This is a genomic window from Nonomuraea aurantiaca, from assembly GCF_020215705.1.
In the GTDB taxonomy this organism is placed as follows: Bacteria; Actinomycetota; Actinomycetes; order Streptosporangiales; family Streptosporangiaceae; genus Nonomuraea; species Nonomuraea aurantiaca.
Genome location: NZ_JAIWNB010000002.1, coordinates 652,999 through 668,454 on the forward strand (window position 1 = coordinate 652,999; position 15,456 = coordinate 668,454).

The window sequence follows — 15,456 nt, forward strand, 5'->3', positions numbered from 1 at the left end:
CTAGTTCCGTTAAGATGAGGATGACGCTAGCACGCTAAGGAGCCTTAATGGAACAGGATTCCCGTTTGGCGGGAACGGTGCGCCCCGGCGGCCGCACGGCCCGGGTCCGGGCGGCGGTTCTGGAAGCGACCCAGGACGAGCTGGTGCTCCACGGCTTCCACGGCCTCAGCATGGACGCGGTGGCCGCCCGGGCGGGCGTCGGGAAGACCACGGTCTACCGCCGCTGGGCCGGTGCGGCGGGCTTGGTGGCCGATCTCATGACGGAGCTGGCCGACCAGTCCGCCGCGCACGCGGACACCGGCAGCATCGAGGAGGATCTGCGGGCCAACGCCCTGAGTGTCCTGGCCGCCATCACGGACGAACGCCTGGGCGCCACGCTGCAGGCCGTCATCGCGGCGGCCACCTGCGACAAGGAGGCGGCGGCCGCCCTGAGCACCTTCTACGAGCGCCGGATCAGGGAGTGGGGCAAATCTGTCGACCTGGCGATCCGGCGCGGCGAGCTCCCGGAGGGCACGGACGGCCACGAGGTCATCCGGGCGATCTCGGCCCCCCTCTACTACCGCCTGCTGGTCACCAAGGAGCCGGTGGACAAGGCGACGGCCGAACGGTCGGCGACGCGCGCTCTGGTGGCGGCTCGCAACGGGGCGTTCATCGATTGACGACCTTGCCGGTCGCCTCGCAGTAGTTGATCAGGCGCGGGATCAGGTCCGTGCGGGATCAGGTCGTCCGGGGTCGGGTTGTATGGGGGTCAAGTCGTACGGGATCAGAAGGACCCGCGTGGCCAGATGGAGCTGTACCACCAGAAGACCGCGCCGGTGAGGAGCAGTCCACCCGCCGTCGCGAGTTTGGCGAGCAGGTCGGTCGGCGGGCCCGTGCGGGGAAGATGGCGGCCCGTCCGGGGGAGGTGGCGGCCCGTACGGGGGAGGTGGCGGCTCTGGTGCCCGGGGCAGGTGTTCCGTACCCGGGTCGAGTCGATCAGCGTGTCGGGGTGGCCGGCGGTGACCGAGAACGCCTCGATCTCCATGCTGTGGCCCCGGCCGACGTGGATCTTCCTGGTCACCGACTTGCGGGCGGGGATGGAGCCGGTGGCGACGCTGGCCGAGTCGGCCTTGAGGTCGAAGCGGGCCAGCTGCCGGGTCTGGTTGCGCAACGTGACCAGCGTCTGCCCGCTCCTGCAGTCGGGCCGCCCGGCGGACATCGTGAACGGGTCGCCGGGATCGGACGCCCCCGCCCAGGCCCCCACCGTCGCGGGGAGGAGCAACCACGCGCCGAGCGGCAGGAGGGCGAGCGTGCGACGGTTCGCGATGCGCATTAGCTCCTCCCGAGCCCGCAGGATGGCGATCTTTGGTACCTATAGTGCCCGTATGACTACAGAAAGTAACATCCAGGTGGTGGGGGAGCGAGATGTGGGGTTGACCCTTCATGATGGAGGTATGGCGGAAGCGATCTACGTCGGCGGTTTACTGGTGGCGACGCCGCTTCTCGACGACCCCAACTTCCGTCGTAGCGTCGTGCTGATCCTCGAACACGACCTCGACGGCGGCACTCTCGGCGTAGTGCTGAACAGGCCGAGCGACATCTCGGTGACGCAGGTGCTGCCGGTGTGGGACCCGCTGGTGACCGGGCCGCCCGTGCTGTTCGAGGGTGGTCCGGTGCAGACCGACAGCGCGCTGGCGCTGGCCGCGGTGCCGAGCGGCGAGGAGCCGCTGGGCTGGCGCAGGCTGCACGCGGGCACGCCCGCCGTCTCCCGCCTGGGCACCGTCGACCTGGACGCGCCGCCCGAGATCCTGCAGGGCGAGATCGCGCAGATGCGGATCTTCGCCGGTTACGCCGGCTGGACGTCCGGGCAACTGGCGAGCGAGATCGCCGAAGGAGCCTGGTACGTCGTCGACTCGGAGGTGGGCGACACCTTCCACACCGACCCCGGCTCCCTGTGGCGGAACGTCCTGCGGCGGCAACCGGGCGAACTGGCCTTCGTGGCGACCTGCCCGGACGACCCGACGCTGAACTAGCCGCACTGACGACGGACGTTCGCCGCGCGGGTCATCCCCCTATGGGGCCCCTGCCATGACGGACCGTCTACTTCCTCGCTCCGGGAGGAGTGTCCCCCGAAGGGCCCCGAGCCGCGACGGGCCGCCGAGGGAACCCGTGCGATCACCAGACGTCCGTGGTCGGTGCGGCTACACGTCCCAGCCGGGGCGGAAGGCGTTCTGGGCGAGTTCGAGGGTCTTCTCCATGCGGTCCACGAGTATCCGCATGTCCGGTACGTCCGGCTGCGGGCAGTCGAACCCGACCCGGAGCGTCGACATCGCGAACGCGACGATAAGGTGCGTACGCTGATCCGTGGTCACGTCGACGCCGCTACGGGCGGCGATCTCGACGGCCAGGCGGCGCTCCGTCTCCGAGCCTCTGGCGACGGACAGGCCCACCAGGCGCGGATTCTCCTCCAGAAGCCGCCGCAACTTCAGGAATCTCGCCGTGTCCTCGGGTGTTGAGTCCTCCATGTCGTGCGCGACCGCGCGCACCGCGTGGATCATCGAGGTGAACGGGGGTTCGTCGGCGGGGCGGCTCCGCAGCGTCTCCTGCATGATCTCCTCGCCCTGGTCGTGGTACCACAGCACGAGATGGTCCTTGCTGGTGAAGTAGCGGAAGAACGTCCGCGGGGAGATCTCGACCGACCCCGCGATCTGGTCCACGGTGGTCGAGTCGTACCCTTGTTCGAGGAACAGGTCGAGCGCGGCGTCGAGGATCGCCAGGCGCGTCTTCTCCTTCTTGCGTTCCCTTAGACCCACTTGCGTCACTCCCTAGAAACCTTCCTGTCATAGTGTGCCATAAGTCATAGTCCGACAAATAAAACTCGTTTGTCATCTGTCATGGACTGCCATAGATTACCTGAGGCTTAAGTGACTTATGCCCCGTTATGGGGCGGCATTGAGGGGGACTTCATGGCTCACGCGAGGACGGTCGACGCGCCGTCGTCGCCCGGCCCCAGGGAGACGGGGACCGGGGGCGGCAACCCATGGCTGGTGCTTCTGGCGGTCTGCCTGGGCGTCATCATGGTGATGCTCGACGGCACAGTGGTCGGCATCGCCAACCCGTCCATCCAGCACGATCTGGGCGCTTCGCTGTCCGATCTGCAGTGGGTGACCAGCGGTTACCTGCTGGCGCTGGCGGTGTTCCTGATCACGGCGGGCAAGCTCGGGGACCTGTTCGGACACAAGCGGGTCTTCCTGATCGGCGTCGCGGGGTTCGCGCTCTCCTCGATCGGCATCGGCCTCAGCCAGCAGTTGTCGGACATCGTTCCGGGCCTGTCGCCGGTCGGCGCGCTGATCGCTCTGCGCGTGCTGCAGGGCCTGTTCGGTGCCCTGCTTCAGCCCGCCGCCCTTGCTCTGCTGCGCGGTGCCTTCCCTGGTGAGAAGCTGAACGCGGCCATGGGCGCCTGGGGCGCCATCATCGGCCTGTCCAGCGCGGCCGGCCCGATCGTGGGCGGCGTCCTGGTCGAGAACGTCAGCTGGCAGTCCGTCTTCTTCATCAACGCGCCGGTCGGGATCATCGCCCTGGTCCTGGGCATCTTCCTCATCAAGGAGAACCGCATCCCGTCGCTGGCCAGGATCGACTGGCTCGGTGTGGTGCTGCTGTCGGGCGCGATGTTCGCGCTCGTCTGGACGATCATCAAGGCCCCCGAGTGGGGCTGGGGCGACAGCACGACGCTCGCCTTCATCGCCGGGTTCGTGGTGCTCATCGCCGCCTTCATCTTCTGGCAGAGCAGGGCCAAGGAGCCGCTGGTCCCGTTGTCGCTGTTCAAGAACCCGTCCATCTCCATCGGCACGGTGCTGATGATGATGGTGGCGTTCGCCATGTTCGGCGCGATGTTCTTCCTCGGCTTCTTCTTCCAGGGCGTTCACGGTCTGAGCCCGCTGGAGGCGGGCCTGCGCATGCTGCCGATGAGCGCCGGCATGATCGTGGCCTCGCCGCTCGCCGGCATGATGATCGGCAGGGTCGGCCCGAAGATCACGATGGCCACCGGCCTGCTGATCACCGCGGCCGCGATGTTCCTCATGTCGCAGCTGAGCATCGACGCCTCGTTCATCCAGAGCGGCATCCCGTTCGTACTGCTGGCGTTCGGTCTCTCGCCGGTCTTCGTCGGCGCCACCGAGATCATCGTGGGCAACGCCCCGATCCAGCTCAGTGGTGTCGCGGGCGGTCTGCAGCAGTCGGCCATGCAGGTCGGCGGCGCGCTCGGCACCGCGATCCTGGGCGCCGTCATGGCGTCCGAGATCTCCAGCAAGCTGCCCGGCTACCTCGGCCCGGCGGCCAAGGGGATCCCGGTGGAGCAGTTGTCGCTGCTGGAGAAGGCCGCCGCGTTCGGCGGGCTCCCGGCCGGCACCCCACAGCAGCTCCAGCAGTTGGTGGGCGGGGCCGTGCACAACGCGTTCATGGACGGCATGCACCTGGCCTTCCTGGTCAGCACCTGCGTGGCGATCCTCACCGCGATTCTGGCGCTGTTCGTCAAGAGCGGCCGCAAGACCGAGGGCGCGCCGGTGCACATGGGCTGAGCCTTCTTGTCATCCGTACGGCCCTCGCCTGGTGGCGGGGGCCGTACGCGTGTCCAAGGGGTGGGCGGAACGATCTCGGCCGGGAAGACGCGCTCGGAGGCGGGCATAGACTCGGTGGCGTGAGCACGAAGATCCTCCCTGAGCAGGAGACCACCCCGCGGACGTCGCATGGCGACGGCGATCATGAGCGGTTCGCGCACTACGCGGACAAGCACAAGATCACCGAGAGCATGGTAACCGGCACGCCGATCCGGGCCCTGTGCGGCAAGGTCTGGGTGCCCAGCCGCGATCCCAAGAAATACCCGGTGTGCCCCGAGTGCAAGGAAATCTACGAGGGGCTGCCGTCGGGCGGCGACGACAACAACGAGTGAGTGTTGATCACGTGTGATCACCCACGGTAGAGCTACGGTCTGCATGCGAACCTACTCATACCGTAACGGGGGATTGCATGGCCCGGCGCGCGACTGCCGTCTCGTTGGCATGCCTGCTCGCGGCCGGGCTCACACCGCCGCTCCGTCCCGCCTCCGGGGCGCGGGCCGTACCTGACTGCTCGGCTCCGGACTCGCCGCGTGAGGTGGGTCTGAGCGCGGCCCACGATGGCCCCGCGGCCCGCGATGACAGCGTGTCCGGTGCGGCTCGCGAAGGCGTGTCCGGTGCGGCCCAGGAGGGCGCGTCCGGGGTGGCCTACGACGGTGGGGCTGGTGGGGCGCGCAGGCCGGTTTCGGGGCAGGGGGATGATCCGCGGTCCTCGGGGCCGCGGCAGCCCAGGCTGCGGGATGTGGAGCAGGTGCTGACCGAGCTCGCCCAGCGGCTCGCCGGGGTGACGGTCCCGGACGAGGTCATCGTTCCTACCTGGGTGCACGTACTCACCGATGGCGTCAGGCGGGCCTCCAACGCCGACGTCAGGGCGCAGATCGACGCGCTCAACTCCGCCTACAGCGGCGCGCTGGGCGGCGCCGCCACCGGGGTGCACTTCCGCCTCGACGGCATCTCGGTCAAGGAGGACGCCTCCTGGTTCATCGACCCGATCGGCAACGAGCGCGCCATGAAGTCCGCCCTGCGCCGCGGCGGCCCCGAGACCCTGAACCTCTACATCGGTCAGCTGGGCGACCTCGTCCTCGGCTTCTCCACCTACCCCTACTGGTACGGGGAGAGCCCCACCCTCGACGGCGTCGTCATCGACTGGCGCAGCCTGCCCGGTGGCGCGCTGGTCAACTACAACCGGGGCTACACCGGCGTACACGAGATCGGCCACTGGCTCGGTCTGTTCCACACTTTCGAGAACGGCTGCGCGTACCCGGGCGACGGCATCACCGACACCCCGCCCGAGGCCAAGCCCACGGAAGGCTGCCCCGACTTCAAGGAGACCTGCGCGGAGCGGGGCCCGGACCCCATCCACAACTACATGGACTACGCGCATGACCGGTGCATGTGGGAGTTCACGGCTGAGCAGGCGAAACGCATGCACCAGATGTGGGCCGTCTACCGGGGCCGCGGCTCGCTGTCCGCCCTCTGACGGGGCGTCGCGCGGGCATGTGCGTTGCTATGGCGTGTACGTCGTGTTGACCTGTGTGTGCCCTTGGCCTGGGCGTGGCCTTGGCATGTGTGCCGCGCTGGCTGGTGCGTCGTCCTGAAATAGCGGCACAACTAGGATGTTTGGGTGACAGCACCGAAGGCACTCGACACTCCGTACGATCAACCTCGCATCTTCGGTTCGGCTTATCGAACGGCCACGATCGGCATCCTGCTGGTGATCACGCTGATCGCCTTCGAGGGCATGTCGGTGAGCGTCGTCATGCCGGTCATCTCCCAGCAACTCGACGCGCTCGACCTCTACGGCCTGAGCTTCTCGGCCTTCCTCATCGCCAGCCTGTTCGCGAACGTGGTGTCCGGGCTCTGGTCGGACCGGCGGGGTTACACGATGCCGTTCCTGCTCGGAGTGGTGCTGTTCGTGGTCGGGATGGGGCTGGCGGGGGCGGCGTCGACCAAGGTGCTGTTCCTGGCCGCGCGGGGCGTGCAGGGGCTCGGCGCGGGATGCACGATCGTCGCCGTGTACGTGATGATCGCCCGGGTCTATCCGGCCGACGTGCGGCCCAAGGTGTTCGCGGGACTGTCGGCGGCGTGGGTGGTGCCCGCCATGGTCGGGCCGGCCGTGGCGGGGTTCGTGGCGGACACGTTGGGGTGGCGGTGGGTGTTCTTCGGGATCATCCCGCTCGTGGTGCCCGCCCTGGTCATGCTGGTCCCCGCCCTGAACAAGCCCGCCCACGAGCCGAACGCCTCTCACGCCTCCGAGGACTCGGGCGAGTCCTCGGAGTCGCGCACCTCTGAGCATGCCGGCGCGTCCCACGCCTCCGGGGACACGGGCTCGGCCGACTTGCCGGACTTGCCCGGCTCATCCGGCTCGTCTGGGGCGGGTGGGGGATCGGTGGAGGGGGCGCGTTCCAGGCCGTTCGCGATGACCGTGGCCGCGACCGCCGCGGCCGGTGGGGCGGGCGTGCTGCTGTACGGCGTGGACAAGCTTCATGTCTCGCCGGTGCCGAGCGCCGCCGCGGTCCTGGTCGGGCTGGCCTGCCTCGGGTACGGCCTGGCCAAGCTGCTGCCGCCGGGCGCGCTGCGCTTCAGCCGGGGGCTGCCGACCACGATCATGATGCGCGGCCTGTTCTCGGCGGCTTTCTTCGGCGTGAACTCCTTCATTCCCCTCGCCCTCCAGCAGGTCAAATCGTTCGGCCCCACGGCGGCGGGCATCGCGCTCACGACCGGGGCCCTCGGCTGGTCGACCGGGTCCTACCTGCAGAGCAGGCGCTCGGTCGAGCCGCACAGGCGGATCCGGATGGGAGCCGCCTGCGTCATGGCGGGGGTGTTGCTCGGGCTGCTGTCGGTCCTGCCCGGGGTCACCGGTTGGGTCGCGGTGCCGGCGTGGATCGTGGCGGGGTTCGGGATGGGCACAGGAATGACCACGGTCAGCGTCACGGCGCTCAAGCAGTCGCCGGTCAATGAGCAGGGGGCCAACTCCGCCGCTCTTTCCGTGACGGACATGCTGGGTTCCGCGCTGGCGGTTGGTGTCGGTGGCGCGTTGATCAACGTCATCGGGCACAGCCCGGGGATGATCGCGCGGGGCTTCGTAGTCATCTGCTGTCTGATGTCGGCCATCTCCCTCGGCGCGACCCTTCTCGCCTCTCGCACTCGTTCCGGCTGACCCGGTTCAAAGGTGATTCTTTTCCCTCCTGTCACAGCGATCACGGAACGCCGGACCCGCGCGGGCAGGAGTGATAGGACAGCGGGCAGGAGGTGTCATGGAGGACGATCGCCGCGTTTGGCCGCCGGGCTCGGGCGCCAGGCACCGCCGCACACCTTCTGACCCTCCGTCCGACGACACCGAGCCTCAGGGGTCATCTGACCCCCAGCCCGAGGGGTCATCTGGCACGGAGTCCCAGTGGTCATTCGACACGGCGCCGCACCGGTCGCCGGACACGGCGCCACAGCGGTCGCCGGACGCAGCGCCGCATCGGTTGTCCGACACGGCGTCTCAGAGGTCGTCCGACACGGCGAGGTCGTCCGATACGGCGTCTCAGGGGTCGCCGGACGCGGTGCCTCAGAGGTCATCTGGTACGGCGCCTCAGCGGCGCGAGGTGGCACCGAGTCCGGGGCGCAGGGGCGGGGATCCGTACCCGCGGGTCGGGCGGCGGGAGCCCGTACGCGATGACGGGTACTCGCGGCGCGGCCCTCTGCGTGAGGACGGGGCTCCACGGGGCCCCCTGCGCGAGGGCGGAGCCGCGCGGGACCCTCAACCCGATGGCGGGGCCACGCGGGACCCTCAACCCGATGGCGGGGCCACGCGGGACCCGCTGCGCGATGGCGGGGCCGTGCGGCGAAACCCCATGCGCGAGGACGGGTCCTCACAGCGGGACCCCGTATCTGAGGATCGGGCGGCGCGGCGAAATTCCCTGGCCGGGAGGCTCGGGTGGGTGCGGCGGGGGGCTGCAGACGACGATGATGAGGTCGGCGGGGGGTATTCGTGGCACGGAAGAGGAGATCCCGAGGGCGAGGAGGGGGACGAGCCGGAGGATCTCTGGAATCCGCGGTTGTGGCGCACCGCCGGGCGAGGGCTCGAGCGGGACGACGGCGATCCGCAGGTGCCCTGGGAGTCCCTGCCCCCGTCCGCCCGCCACTACGGCGTGCCCGCCGATCCCGGCCTTTCGGGGCGGGTACGGGGGCGCCGGTGGCGGCGGCCTGCCGGGGCGGTGCTCGCCGGGCTCCTGGCCACCGGTCTGATCGCGGCGCTGGTCATGGTCGTGCTGCGGCTGGTCGTTCCAGCGCCCGCGACGGCGCGGCTGAGCGACTCCCGGGCGGGGGTGACGATCACGTTGCCGGCCGGATGGCAGGCGGCCGGGGTGCCGCCTGTGACCGGATTCACTTCGGCTGTCCGGAGCGACGGTGCGCTCGTCATGGCCAGGCCGGTCGCCGAGTCCGTGGCCGATGTGACAAAGGCCACCAAGGACGCGGCGGAGCTGTACTCCAGGCTGCTGCTCAAAGGCGACAAGGTCGACATCGTGGAGGACAAAGTCCTCCCACAAGGACACACGCGTGCGCTACGAGCGCAATACCAGGATGTGGCGAACACACCCGCCTACCTCCGTGTCACACTCCTCAACCGGGACGGCAAGGCGGTGCTGCTCGTCGGCCTGCTCCAACCCGAAGAAACCACCCGAAGGCAGGCGCTCGACGCGGTGATGTCGAGTGTGCGATAAGCCCCGTACGCCCCTTAGCACGCAAGGATGAGCTTGGCCAGGATCCCCGGTGCACGGCACGTCTTGTCGGTGGGCCCGATTACTCTTGGGTCACTGTGAGACAGCGAAGCACACGAACCCCAGAGGTGATGCGGTGAGCACCTTCGCCGCATCCCACCTTTCGCCTTCCTACCCCGACCGCGCCGCATGGGGCACCGCCCCCAAGCTGCGTGCCTGGCAGCAGGAGGCGTTCGACCTGTATTTCAGGCGCGAGCCGCGTGACTTCCTCACCGTGGCGACGCCGGGCGCGGGCAAGACGACCTACGCCCTGCGCATCGCCAGCGAGCTGCTCGCCAACGGGGTGATCCGGGCGATCACCATCGTCACCCCCACCGAGCACCTCAAGCGCCAGTGGGCCGACGCCGCCGCCAAGGTCGGCATCGGCATCGACCCCGAGTTCAAGAACAGCCAGGGCGCCACCTCCCGCGACTACACCGGCGTGGCCGTGACCTACGCGCAGGTCGCCATGCACCCCGCCCTCCACAGGGCGCGCACGGAGGCCCGCAAGACGCTGGTCATCTTCGACGAGATCCACCACGCGGGCGACGCCAAGTCGTGGGGCGACGGCATCCGTGAGGCGTTCGAGCCGGCCACCCGCAGGCTCCAGCTCACCGGCACGCCGTTCAGGTCCGACGACAACCCGATCCCGTTCGTCGGCTACGAGGAGGACACCGAGGGGCTCAAGCGCAGCGTCTCCGACTTCTCCTACGGCTACGGTCCGGCCCTCGACGACGGGGTCGTCCGGCCGGTCATCTTCCTGGCCTACTCCGGGGAGATGAAGTGGCGCACCCGCGCGGGCGACGAGCTCGCCGCCACGCTGGGCACGCCGCTGACCAAGGACCAGCTCTCCCAGGCCTGGCGCGCCGCGCTCGACCCCAAGGGCGACTGGATCCGCCAGGTCATGGAGGCCGCCGACCGGCGGCTGACCGAGGTGCGGCGCGGCGTCCCCGACGCCGGTGGCCTGGTCATCGCGACCGATCACGAGGCGGCCCGCGCCTACGCCCGCCACCTGCGCAACATCTCCGGCGAGGGCGCCACCGTCGTGCTCTCCGACGATCCTGGGGCGTCTAACAAGATCAAGCAGTTCGCCGCGTCCGGTGATCGCTGGCTGGTGGCGGTCCGGATGGTGTCCGAAGGCGTCGACATCCCGCGGCTGTGCGTGGGGGTCTACGCCACCTCGACCTCCACGCCGCTGTTCTTCGCCCAGGCGGTCGGCCGCTTCGTACGGGCCCGCAAGCGCGGTGAGATGGCCTCGGTGTTCCTGCCCTCGGTGCCGACCCTCATGGGCCTGGCCAACGAGATGGAGCTGGAGCGCGACCACGTGCTCAACCGCCGTCCGCCCGAGGACGGGCTGGACGACAGCCTGCTCGAACAGGCCAACAAGAAGAAGGACAATCCAGACGTCCTCGGTGACGAGCTGCCGTTCGAGATGATGGAGACCTCGGCGACGTTCGACCGGGTGCTGTACGACGGCGGCGAGTTCGGCACCGGGGCGGAGGTCGGCTCGGCGGAGGAGGAGGATTTCCTCGGGCTGCCCGGCCTGCTGGAGCCCGACCAGGTGGCCACGCTGCTGCGCAAGCGGCAGTCGGACCAGCAGGCGGCCAAGGCCAAGAAGGCCGAGAGCGCACCGCCCGCGCTGGCGCCGCACGAGCAGATCGCCGAGCTGCGGCGGGAGCTCAACGGCCTCGTAGGCGCCTGGAACCACCGCACCGGCCAACCCCACGGCGTCATCCACTCGGACCTGCGCCGGGCGTGCGGCGGGCCGCCGATCGCCCAGGCCACCGCCGCCGAGATCCAGGAGCGGATCGCCAAGATCCGCCAGTGGGCCACCCAGCGGCGCTAGGACAACCGCCCCGGCGAGGGGGTTCCCTCCTCGCCGGGGGCCCAGTCCGACGTGCTCCCCGCCAGGCGACCCCGAGCCGCTAGGACGACCCAAGCCGCCGGGCGACCCCGAGCCGCCGGGCGACCCCGAGCCGCCCGGTGACCCCAAGTCGACGTGATAGGGATCTTCGCGATCCGGTGGCCGTGGGCCCCGAAAAGTGTCACGGTTAGGACACGGCAGCGAAGAGCCTGCTCATGGCGGTGCCGGGCGCCGATCCAGAGGTCAGTACGCGATGCGATCGGTCACACCGCGGTGACCGTTCGTCAGACGCCCAGCCGCACCGGCCATGGCCCACGATGGCTGCCTCGGGATATACAGAAGGATTTCCTCCATGTCAGCTGGGGCCACGGGCAGATCGACGTTCGCCGTCACTTCTGGCCTCTCGGGGAACGCCATCATCACCCGGCTGAACGGCGATCTCGACGCCGGGGCGGTGCCCGTCTTCCGGGAGCATATGGAGCGCATCTGGGCGCACTCGGCGACGCCTGTCCTGATCATGGACCTTCGGGAGATCACCTTCTGCGACTCCCTGGGGATGAACGAGCTGGTCGAGGTTCTGCAGCGGTGCGAGGCCAGGGGGACCCGGTTGCTGCTGGGCGGGGTTCAGGGGGTCATGGGGCGGGTGCTGTTCATCACGGGGCTGCGGCACGCGTTCGAGGTCTACGACGACCTGGACGAGGCGCTGCGGCAGGGCTCCGTCATCTCATAGGACGTCGGCCCTTGGTCACGACTGGAGTGCCAGGGCGGCCGTCGGTCGCCGCCGGGGTCCCGAGACGGTCCTCGGTCGCGGCCGAGGTGCCAGAACGGTCGGCTGGGATGCGGTGACCGGTGCGGCCGTCGACCGGGCTGAGCCGCGCGGGGGCGGGCGGGTCGAGCGGCACTCGCAGCGAGGCGGCGCCCCCGACGACGCGTACGGGCACCGTACGCGTCCCCTTGCCCTCACCGGCCGATGGCCCTTCGCGGATCCAGACGCGCAGCCCGCGCCCCTTGGGACGGAGCGTGACCTGCGCCGTCGCGCACTCGTCGGGCGCCGCGGGCCAGGACAGCGTGAGATCGTCGCGCGCGCCGCTCAGCCGGGCCGTCTGAGGCATCGGCGTACGCGCCGCGCAGGCCATCGAGAACACGCTCGGCGGCGCCTCATGGGCGACGACCGCGGCATCCCGCTCCTCGGCGGTCATGGCGACCGTGGCCGCCTCCAGCAGTGCCAGGGTCACCACAGCCCCGACCCTGGCTCCGTTGCGCCCGCGGACGAGCACCCAGAGGCTGAGCGGGGCGAGCAGCAGCCAGGCGAGGCCGAGGGAGAAGGTGAGCATGGGGAACCTCACACCGGGACGAAGTCATATCGCTCTCCGTGGCTGGGTGGGAGCGGAGAGCGTTCGCCTTCTGGATATCACATGACCGCAGCGTCGCGCATCGCGTACTCTTCGTGGCCGACAGCGGCGTGCGTGAAAAAGGCCGGCGTACGTGCGAAAGTCAGCGGACGGACGGCGTGCCCTGCAGGACGGCGCCCGCGGCCCGCAGCTCCGCCAGCGCGCGGTCCGTGGTCTCCCGCGCCACCCCGGCCGTGAGGTCGAGCAGCACGCGTACGGCCAGCCCGTGCTCGACCGCGTGGAGCGCCGTGGCGCGGACGCAGTGGTCCGTGGCGATCCCCACCACGTCCACCTCGCTCACTCCGTGCTCGTCCAGCCAGGCGGCCAGCGACACGTCGTCACCGGAGGCGCCCTCGAACCCGCTGTACGCGGCGGCGTGGGCGCCCTTGGAGAAGACCTCCTCCACCGCCGAGACGTCGAACGCCGGATGGAAGTCCGCCCCCGGCGTGCCCGCGACGCAGTGCGAGGGCCAGGTCGTCACGTAGTCGGGGGTGTCGGAGAAGTGGCCGGCCGGGTCGATGTGGTAGTCGCGGGTGGCCACCACGTGGTCGTAGCCGTGGTCGTCCACGTAGCGGGTGATCGCGGCGGCCACCTCGGAACCACCCGCCACGGGCAGGCTGCCGCCCTCGCAGAAGTCGTTCTGCACGTCCACGATGATCAGCGCGGTCCCCATACGAAGCACCCTACGTCAGGAGAACTCCGTAGCGATCGCCGCGTACCCCCTGCCAAGGTGCAGCGCCTCCTGGGGCAGGCGTGCGATGGTCTCGGCGTGTCGCTCGCGGGCCGCGGTCAGCGGCTCCCTGCCGATGACCTCGCCGTCTCGTACGAGCTGGTGCAGCAGCGGCACGCCGCCCTCCGGCGCCTGCCCCGACGTGGTGATCAGCTCGGTGTCGGCGTGCCCGGTCTCGTCGAACAGGCGGTAGGACTCCTTGCGCCCCCCGCGCGACGGCTTGCCGACCGACCGCTTGGCGACCGGCTCCATGACGCCCGCCGCGGTCTCGCGCGCCACCAGCTTGTAGACCAGCGCGGCAGTGGGCACGCCCGAGCCCGTCACCAGCGAGGTGCCCACGCCGTAGCCGTCGACGGGGGCCGCGGCCAGGGCGGCGATGGCGTACTCGTCCAGGTCGGAGGTGACCACGATGCGCGTGTTGAAGGCGCCGAGCGCGTCGAGCTGCTCGCGCACCTCCTGCGCGGCCGCCGCCAGGTCGCCCGAGTCGATCCGCACCGCGCCCAGCTTGGTGCCGGCCAGCTCGATCGCGGTGCGGACCGCCTCGGCCACCTCATAGGTGTCGACCAGCAGCGTGGTCTCCGGGCCGAGGGAGGCGATCTGGGCCGCGAACGCCGCCCGCTCGGAGTCGTGCAGCAGCGTGAACGCGTGCGCCGCCGTACCGGCCGTCGGGACGCCGTAGACGCGCCCGGCCATCAGGTTGGAGGTGGAGGCGAACCCGGCGATGTAGGCGGCGCGGGCGGCGGCCACGGCGGCCCACTCGTGCGTACGGCGCGAGCCCATCTCGATGATCGGACGGTTGCCCGCCGCGTTCGTCATCCGGGAGGCGGCGGAGGCGATGGCGCAGTCATGATTGAGGATGGAGAGGGTCAAAGTCTCCAGGAGTACGGCCTCGGCGAACGTGCCTTCCACCACCATGATCGGGGAGGCGGGGAAGTAGACGTCGCCCTCGCGGTAGCCATAGACGTCTCCGGAGAACCGGTAGCCGGCGAGGAAATCGAGGGTCGCCTCGTCGACCACCTCGTTCTCCCGCAGATAGGTCAGCTCTTCGTCACCGAAACGGAAGTTCTCCAGCTCGTCGAGGACACGTCCCGTCCCGGCGACAACCCCGTAGCGCCGTCCGCCCGGTAGATGCCGGGCGAACACCTCGAAAACCGCCCGCCGGTGGGCGGCGCCGCTCCGCAGTGCCGCCTGGAGCATCGTCAGTTCATAGTGATCTGTGAGCAACGCAGTGCTCATGGTCATTGCCACGACTCGAAGACTACGGCCGGGGTAGGGCAGGATGGGGGATGTGGGTAGCACTGCTCCAATGGCCGTCGAGCGTCCGTCAACGGACGTCCGGCCCGACCTGCCATGGGTGACGATCGTCTGGAACGACCCGGTCAACCTCATGTCCTACGTGACGTACGTCTTCCAGACGGTGTTCGGCTACTCCAAGGAGAAGGCCGAGAAACTCATGATGGACGTGCACAAGAAGGGCAAAGCCGTCGTGTCCAGCGGCACCCGGGAGGAGATGGAGCGCGACGTGCAGATCCTCCACTCCTACGGGCTGTGGGCGACGGTCCAGCCGGATTCGGTCAAGTGAGGCGGCACACGTGAACTCGGGGTTCTCGACGCGGGAGGGCGGCGGCGTCATCGCGGAGTTCGAGGCGGCGGAGGTGTCGATCCTGCGCTCGCTGGTCACCCAGGTGCTCGGCCTGGTGGCGCCGGGCGAGACGGGTGACGACCCGCTGGAGCGGGCGCTCGGGATCGGCATCGGGGCCGGCTCGGCGCCGTCCGATCCGGTGCTGGCCCGCCTGTTCCCCTCGGCCTACCAGGACGAGGAGGAGGCGGCGGAGTTCCGCCGCTACACCGAGGCGACGCTGCGCGACGGCAAGCGCGCCGACGCGCAGACCATGCTCGACAGCGCCCGGCCGGGCCGCAGCGAGCTGACGCCCGAGCAGGCCCAGGCGTGGCTGCGCTCGCTCAACGACGTGCGGCTGGCCCTCGGCACCAAGCTCGAGGTCACCGAGGAGATCCACGACGAGATCGCCACCATGTCCGAGGACGACCCCCGCTACCCGGCTTACGTCACCTACGACTGGCTGACCTACCTGCAGGACACCCTGGTCCGGGCCCTCTGGTAATTTCCGGA

Annotated in this window: 16 protein-coding genes; 11 read left to right on the forward strand and 5 right to left on the reverse strand. The window is 69.8% G+C overall.

All coding sequences use genetic code 11. The annotated features are described in order from the left end of the window. The first annotated feature begins 47 nt into the window (after positions 1-47). Complete coding sequence (locus tag LDL49_RS08560) at positions 48-659, forward strand: TetR/AcrR family transcriptional regulator (RefSeq protein WP_225290400.1); 612 nt, start codon at positions 48-50, stop codon at positions 657-659. Positions 660-763: 104 nt separating this feature from the next. Here LDL49_RS08560 and LDL49_RS08565 read toward each other — a convergent pair whose 3' ends face one another. Continuing rightward, positions 764-1,312 (reverse strand): hypothetical protein, encoded by a 549-nt coding sequence (locus LDL49_RS08565; protein WP_225290401.1) that lies wholly within the window; start codon positions 1,310-1,312, stop codon positions 764-766. 121 nt (positions 1,313-1,433) lie between these two features. On the opposite strand from LDL49_RS08565, the gene LDL49_RS08570 reads away from it, so the two are divergent. Further along, on the forward strand, positions 1,434-2,012 hold the full coding sequence (locus LDL49_RS08570; RefSeq protein ID WP_225290402.1) for a YqgE/AlgH family protein: 579 nt from the start codon (positions 1,434-1,436) through the stop codon (positions 2,010-2,012). A 168-nt stretch (positions 2,013-2,180) separates the two neighbouring features. Here the strand turns inward: LDL49_RS08570 and LDL49_RS08575 are convergent, their stop codons facing one another. Then, entirely contained in the window at positions 2,181-2,792 is a 612-nt protein-coding gene (locus tag LDL49_RS08575; RefSeq protein ID WP_225290403.1) for a TetR family transcriptional regulator, read from the reverse strand. Positions 2,793-2,945: 153 nt separating this feature from the next. On the opposite strand from LDL49_RS08575, the gene LDL49_RS08580 reads away from it, so the two are divergent. The 7 genes from LDL49_RS08580 to LDL49_RS08610 all read left to right on the forward strand — a co-directional run bounded on the left by LDL49_RS08580 (position 2,946) and on the right by LDL49_RS08610 (position 11,934). Continuing rightward, positions 2,946-4,556, forward strand: a complete 1,611-nt coding sequence (locus LDL49_RS08580; protein WP_225290404.1) for an MFS transporter — start codon at positions 2,946-2,948, stop codon at positions 4,554-4,556. Between the two features lie 119 nt (positions 4,557-4,675). Beyond that, positions 4,676-4,927: a DUF3039 domain-containing protein gene (locus LDL49_RS08585; protein ID WP_225290405.1), complete on the forward strand. Its 252-nt coding sequence runs from the start codon at positions 4,676-4,678 to the stop codon at positions 4,925-4,927. A 77-nt stretch (positions 4,928-5,004) separates the two neighbouring features. Beyond that, positions 5,005-6,072, forward strand: coding sequence for a zinc metalloprotease (locus LDL49_RS08590; protein WP_225290406.1), 1,068 nt, complete (start codon positions 5,005-5,007; stop codon positions 6,070-6,072). A 144-nt stretch (positions 6,073-6,216) separates the two neighbouring features. Continuing rightward, positions 6,217-7,752 carry an MFS transporter gene (locus LDL49_RS08595; protein ID WP_225290407.1) on the forward strand — a complete coding sequence of 512 codons (1,536 nt, stop codon included), beginning with the start codon at positions 6,217-6,219 and terminating at the stop codon, positions 7,750-7,752. Positions 7,753-8,638: 886 nt separating this feature from the next. Beyond that, the gene (locus tag LDL49_RS08600; protein WP_225290408.1) at positions 8,639-9,304 is read left to right on the forward strand and encodes a hypothetical protein; all 666 of its coding nucleotides are present in this window, start codon (positions 8,639-8,641) and stop codon (positions 9,302-9,304) included. 133 nt (positions 9,305-9,437) lie between these two features. Further along, complete coding sequence (locus tag LDL49_RS08605; protein WP_225290409.1) at positions 9,438-11,186, forward strand: DEAD/DEAH box helicase; 1,749 nt, start codon at positions 9,438-9,440, stop codon at positions 11,184-11,186. Positions 11,187-11,556: 370 nt separating this feature from the next. Beyond that, the gene (locus LDL49_RS08610; RefSeq protein ID WP_225290410.1) at positions 11,557-11,934 is read left to right on the forward strand and encodes an anti-sigma factor antagonist; all 378 of its coding nucleotides are present in this window, start codon (positions 11,557-11,559) and stop codon (positions 11,932-11,934) included. Here the strand turns inward: LDL49_RS08610 and LDL49_RS08615 are convergent. The 3 genes from LDL49_RS08615 to LDL49_RS08625 all read right to left on the reverse strand — a co-directional run bounded on the left by LDL49_RS08615 (position 11,924) and on the right by LDL49_RS08625 (position 14,567). Further along, the gene (locus LDL49_RS08615; RefSeq protein ID WP_225290411.1) at positions 11,924-12,538 is read right to left on the reverse strand and encodes a hypothetical protein; all 615 of its coding nucleotides are present in this window, start codon (positions 12,536-12,538) and stop codon (positions 11,924-11,926) included. The two genes, LDL49_RS08610 and LDL49_RS08615, sit on opposite strands and share 11 nt — an antisense overlap. Before the next feature lie 160 nt (positions 12,539-12,698). Beyond that, positions 12,699-13,268 carry a nicotinamidase gene (locus tag LDL49_RS08620; protein ID WP_225290412.1) on the reverse strand — a complete coding sequence of 190 codons (570 nt, stop codon included), beginning with the start codon at positions 13,266-13,268 and terminating at the stop codon, positions 12,699-12,701. Positions 13,269-13,283: 15 nt separating this feature from the next. Then, positions 13,284-14,567 (reverse strand): nicotinate phosphoribosyltransferase, encoded by a 1,284-nt coding sequence (locus tag LDL49_RS08625; RefSeq protein ID WP_225290413.1) that lies wholly within the window; start codon positions 14,565-14,567, stop codon positions 13,284-13,286. 64 nt (positions 14,568-14,631) lie between these two features. On the opposite strand from LDL49_RS08625, the gene clpS reads away from it, so the two are divergent. Beyond that, complete coding sequence (clpS, locus tag LDL49_RS08630) at positions 14,632-14,907, forward strand: ATP-dependent Clp protease adapter ClpS (RefSeq protein WP_372454859.1); 276 nt, start codon at positions 14,632-14,634, stop codon at positions 14,905-14,907. Positions 14,908-14,917: 10 nt separating this feature from the next. Then, the gene (locus LDL49_RS08635) at positions 14,918-15,448 is read left to right on the forward strand and encodes a DUF2017 domain-containing protein (RefSeq protein ID WP_225290414.1); all 531 of its coding nucleotides are present in this window, start codon (positions 14,918-14,920) and stop codon (positions 15,446-15,448) included. Positions 15,449-15,456 lie beyond the last annotated feature (8 nt).

Coding starts and splice junctions, on each gene's coding strand:
- LDL49_RS08560 (WP_225290400.1), top strand. CDS start 48: ATGGAACAGGATTCCCGTTTGGCGGGAACGGTGCGCCCCGGCGGCCGC.
- LDL49_RS08565 (WP_225290401.1), bottom strand. CDS start 1,312: ATGCGCATCGCGAACCGTCGCACGCTCGCCCTCCTGCCGCTCGGCGCG.
- LDL49_RS08570 (WP_225290402.1), top strand. CDS start 1,434: ATGGCGGAAGCGATCTACGTCGGCGGTTTACTGGTGGCGACGCCGCTT.
- LDL49_RS08580 (WP_225290404.1), top strand. CDS start 2,946: ATGGCTCACGCGAGGACGGTCGACGCGCCGTCGTCGCCCGGCCCCAGG.
- LDL49_RS08590 (WP_225290406.1), top strand. CDS start 5,005: ATGGCCCGGCGCGCGACTGCCGTCTCGTTGGCATGCCTGCTCGCGGCC.
- LDL49_RS08610 (WP_225290410.1), top strand. CDS start 11,557: ATGTCAGCTGGGGCCACGGGCAGATCGACGTTCGCCGTCACTTCTGGC.
- LDL49_RS08615 (WP_225290411.1), bottom strand. CDS start 12,538: ATGCTCACCTTCTCCCTCGGCCTCGCCTGGCTGCTGCTCGCCCCGCTC.
- LDL49_RS08620 (WP_225290412.1), bottom strand. CDS start 13,268: ATGGGGACCGCGCTGATCATCGTGGACGTGCAGAACGACTTCTGCGAG.
- LDL49_RS08625 (WP_225290413.1), bottom strand. CDS start 14,567: ATGACCATGAGCACTGCGTTGCTCACAGATCACTATGAACTGACGATG.
- clpS (WP_372454859.1), top strand. CDS start 14,632: ATGGCCGTCGAGCGTCCGTCAACGGACGTCCGGCCCGACCTGCCATGG.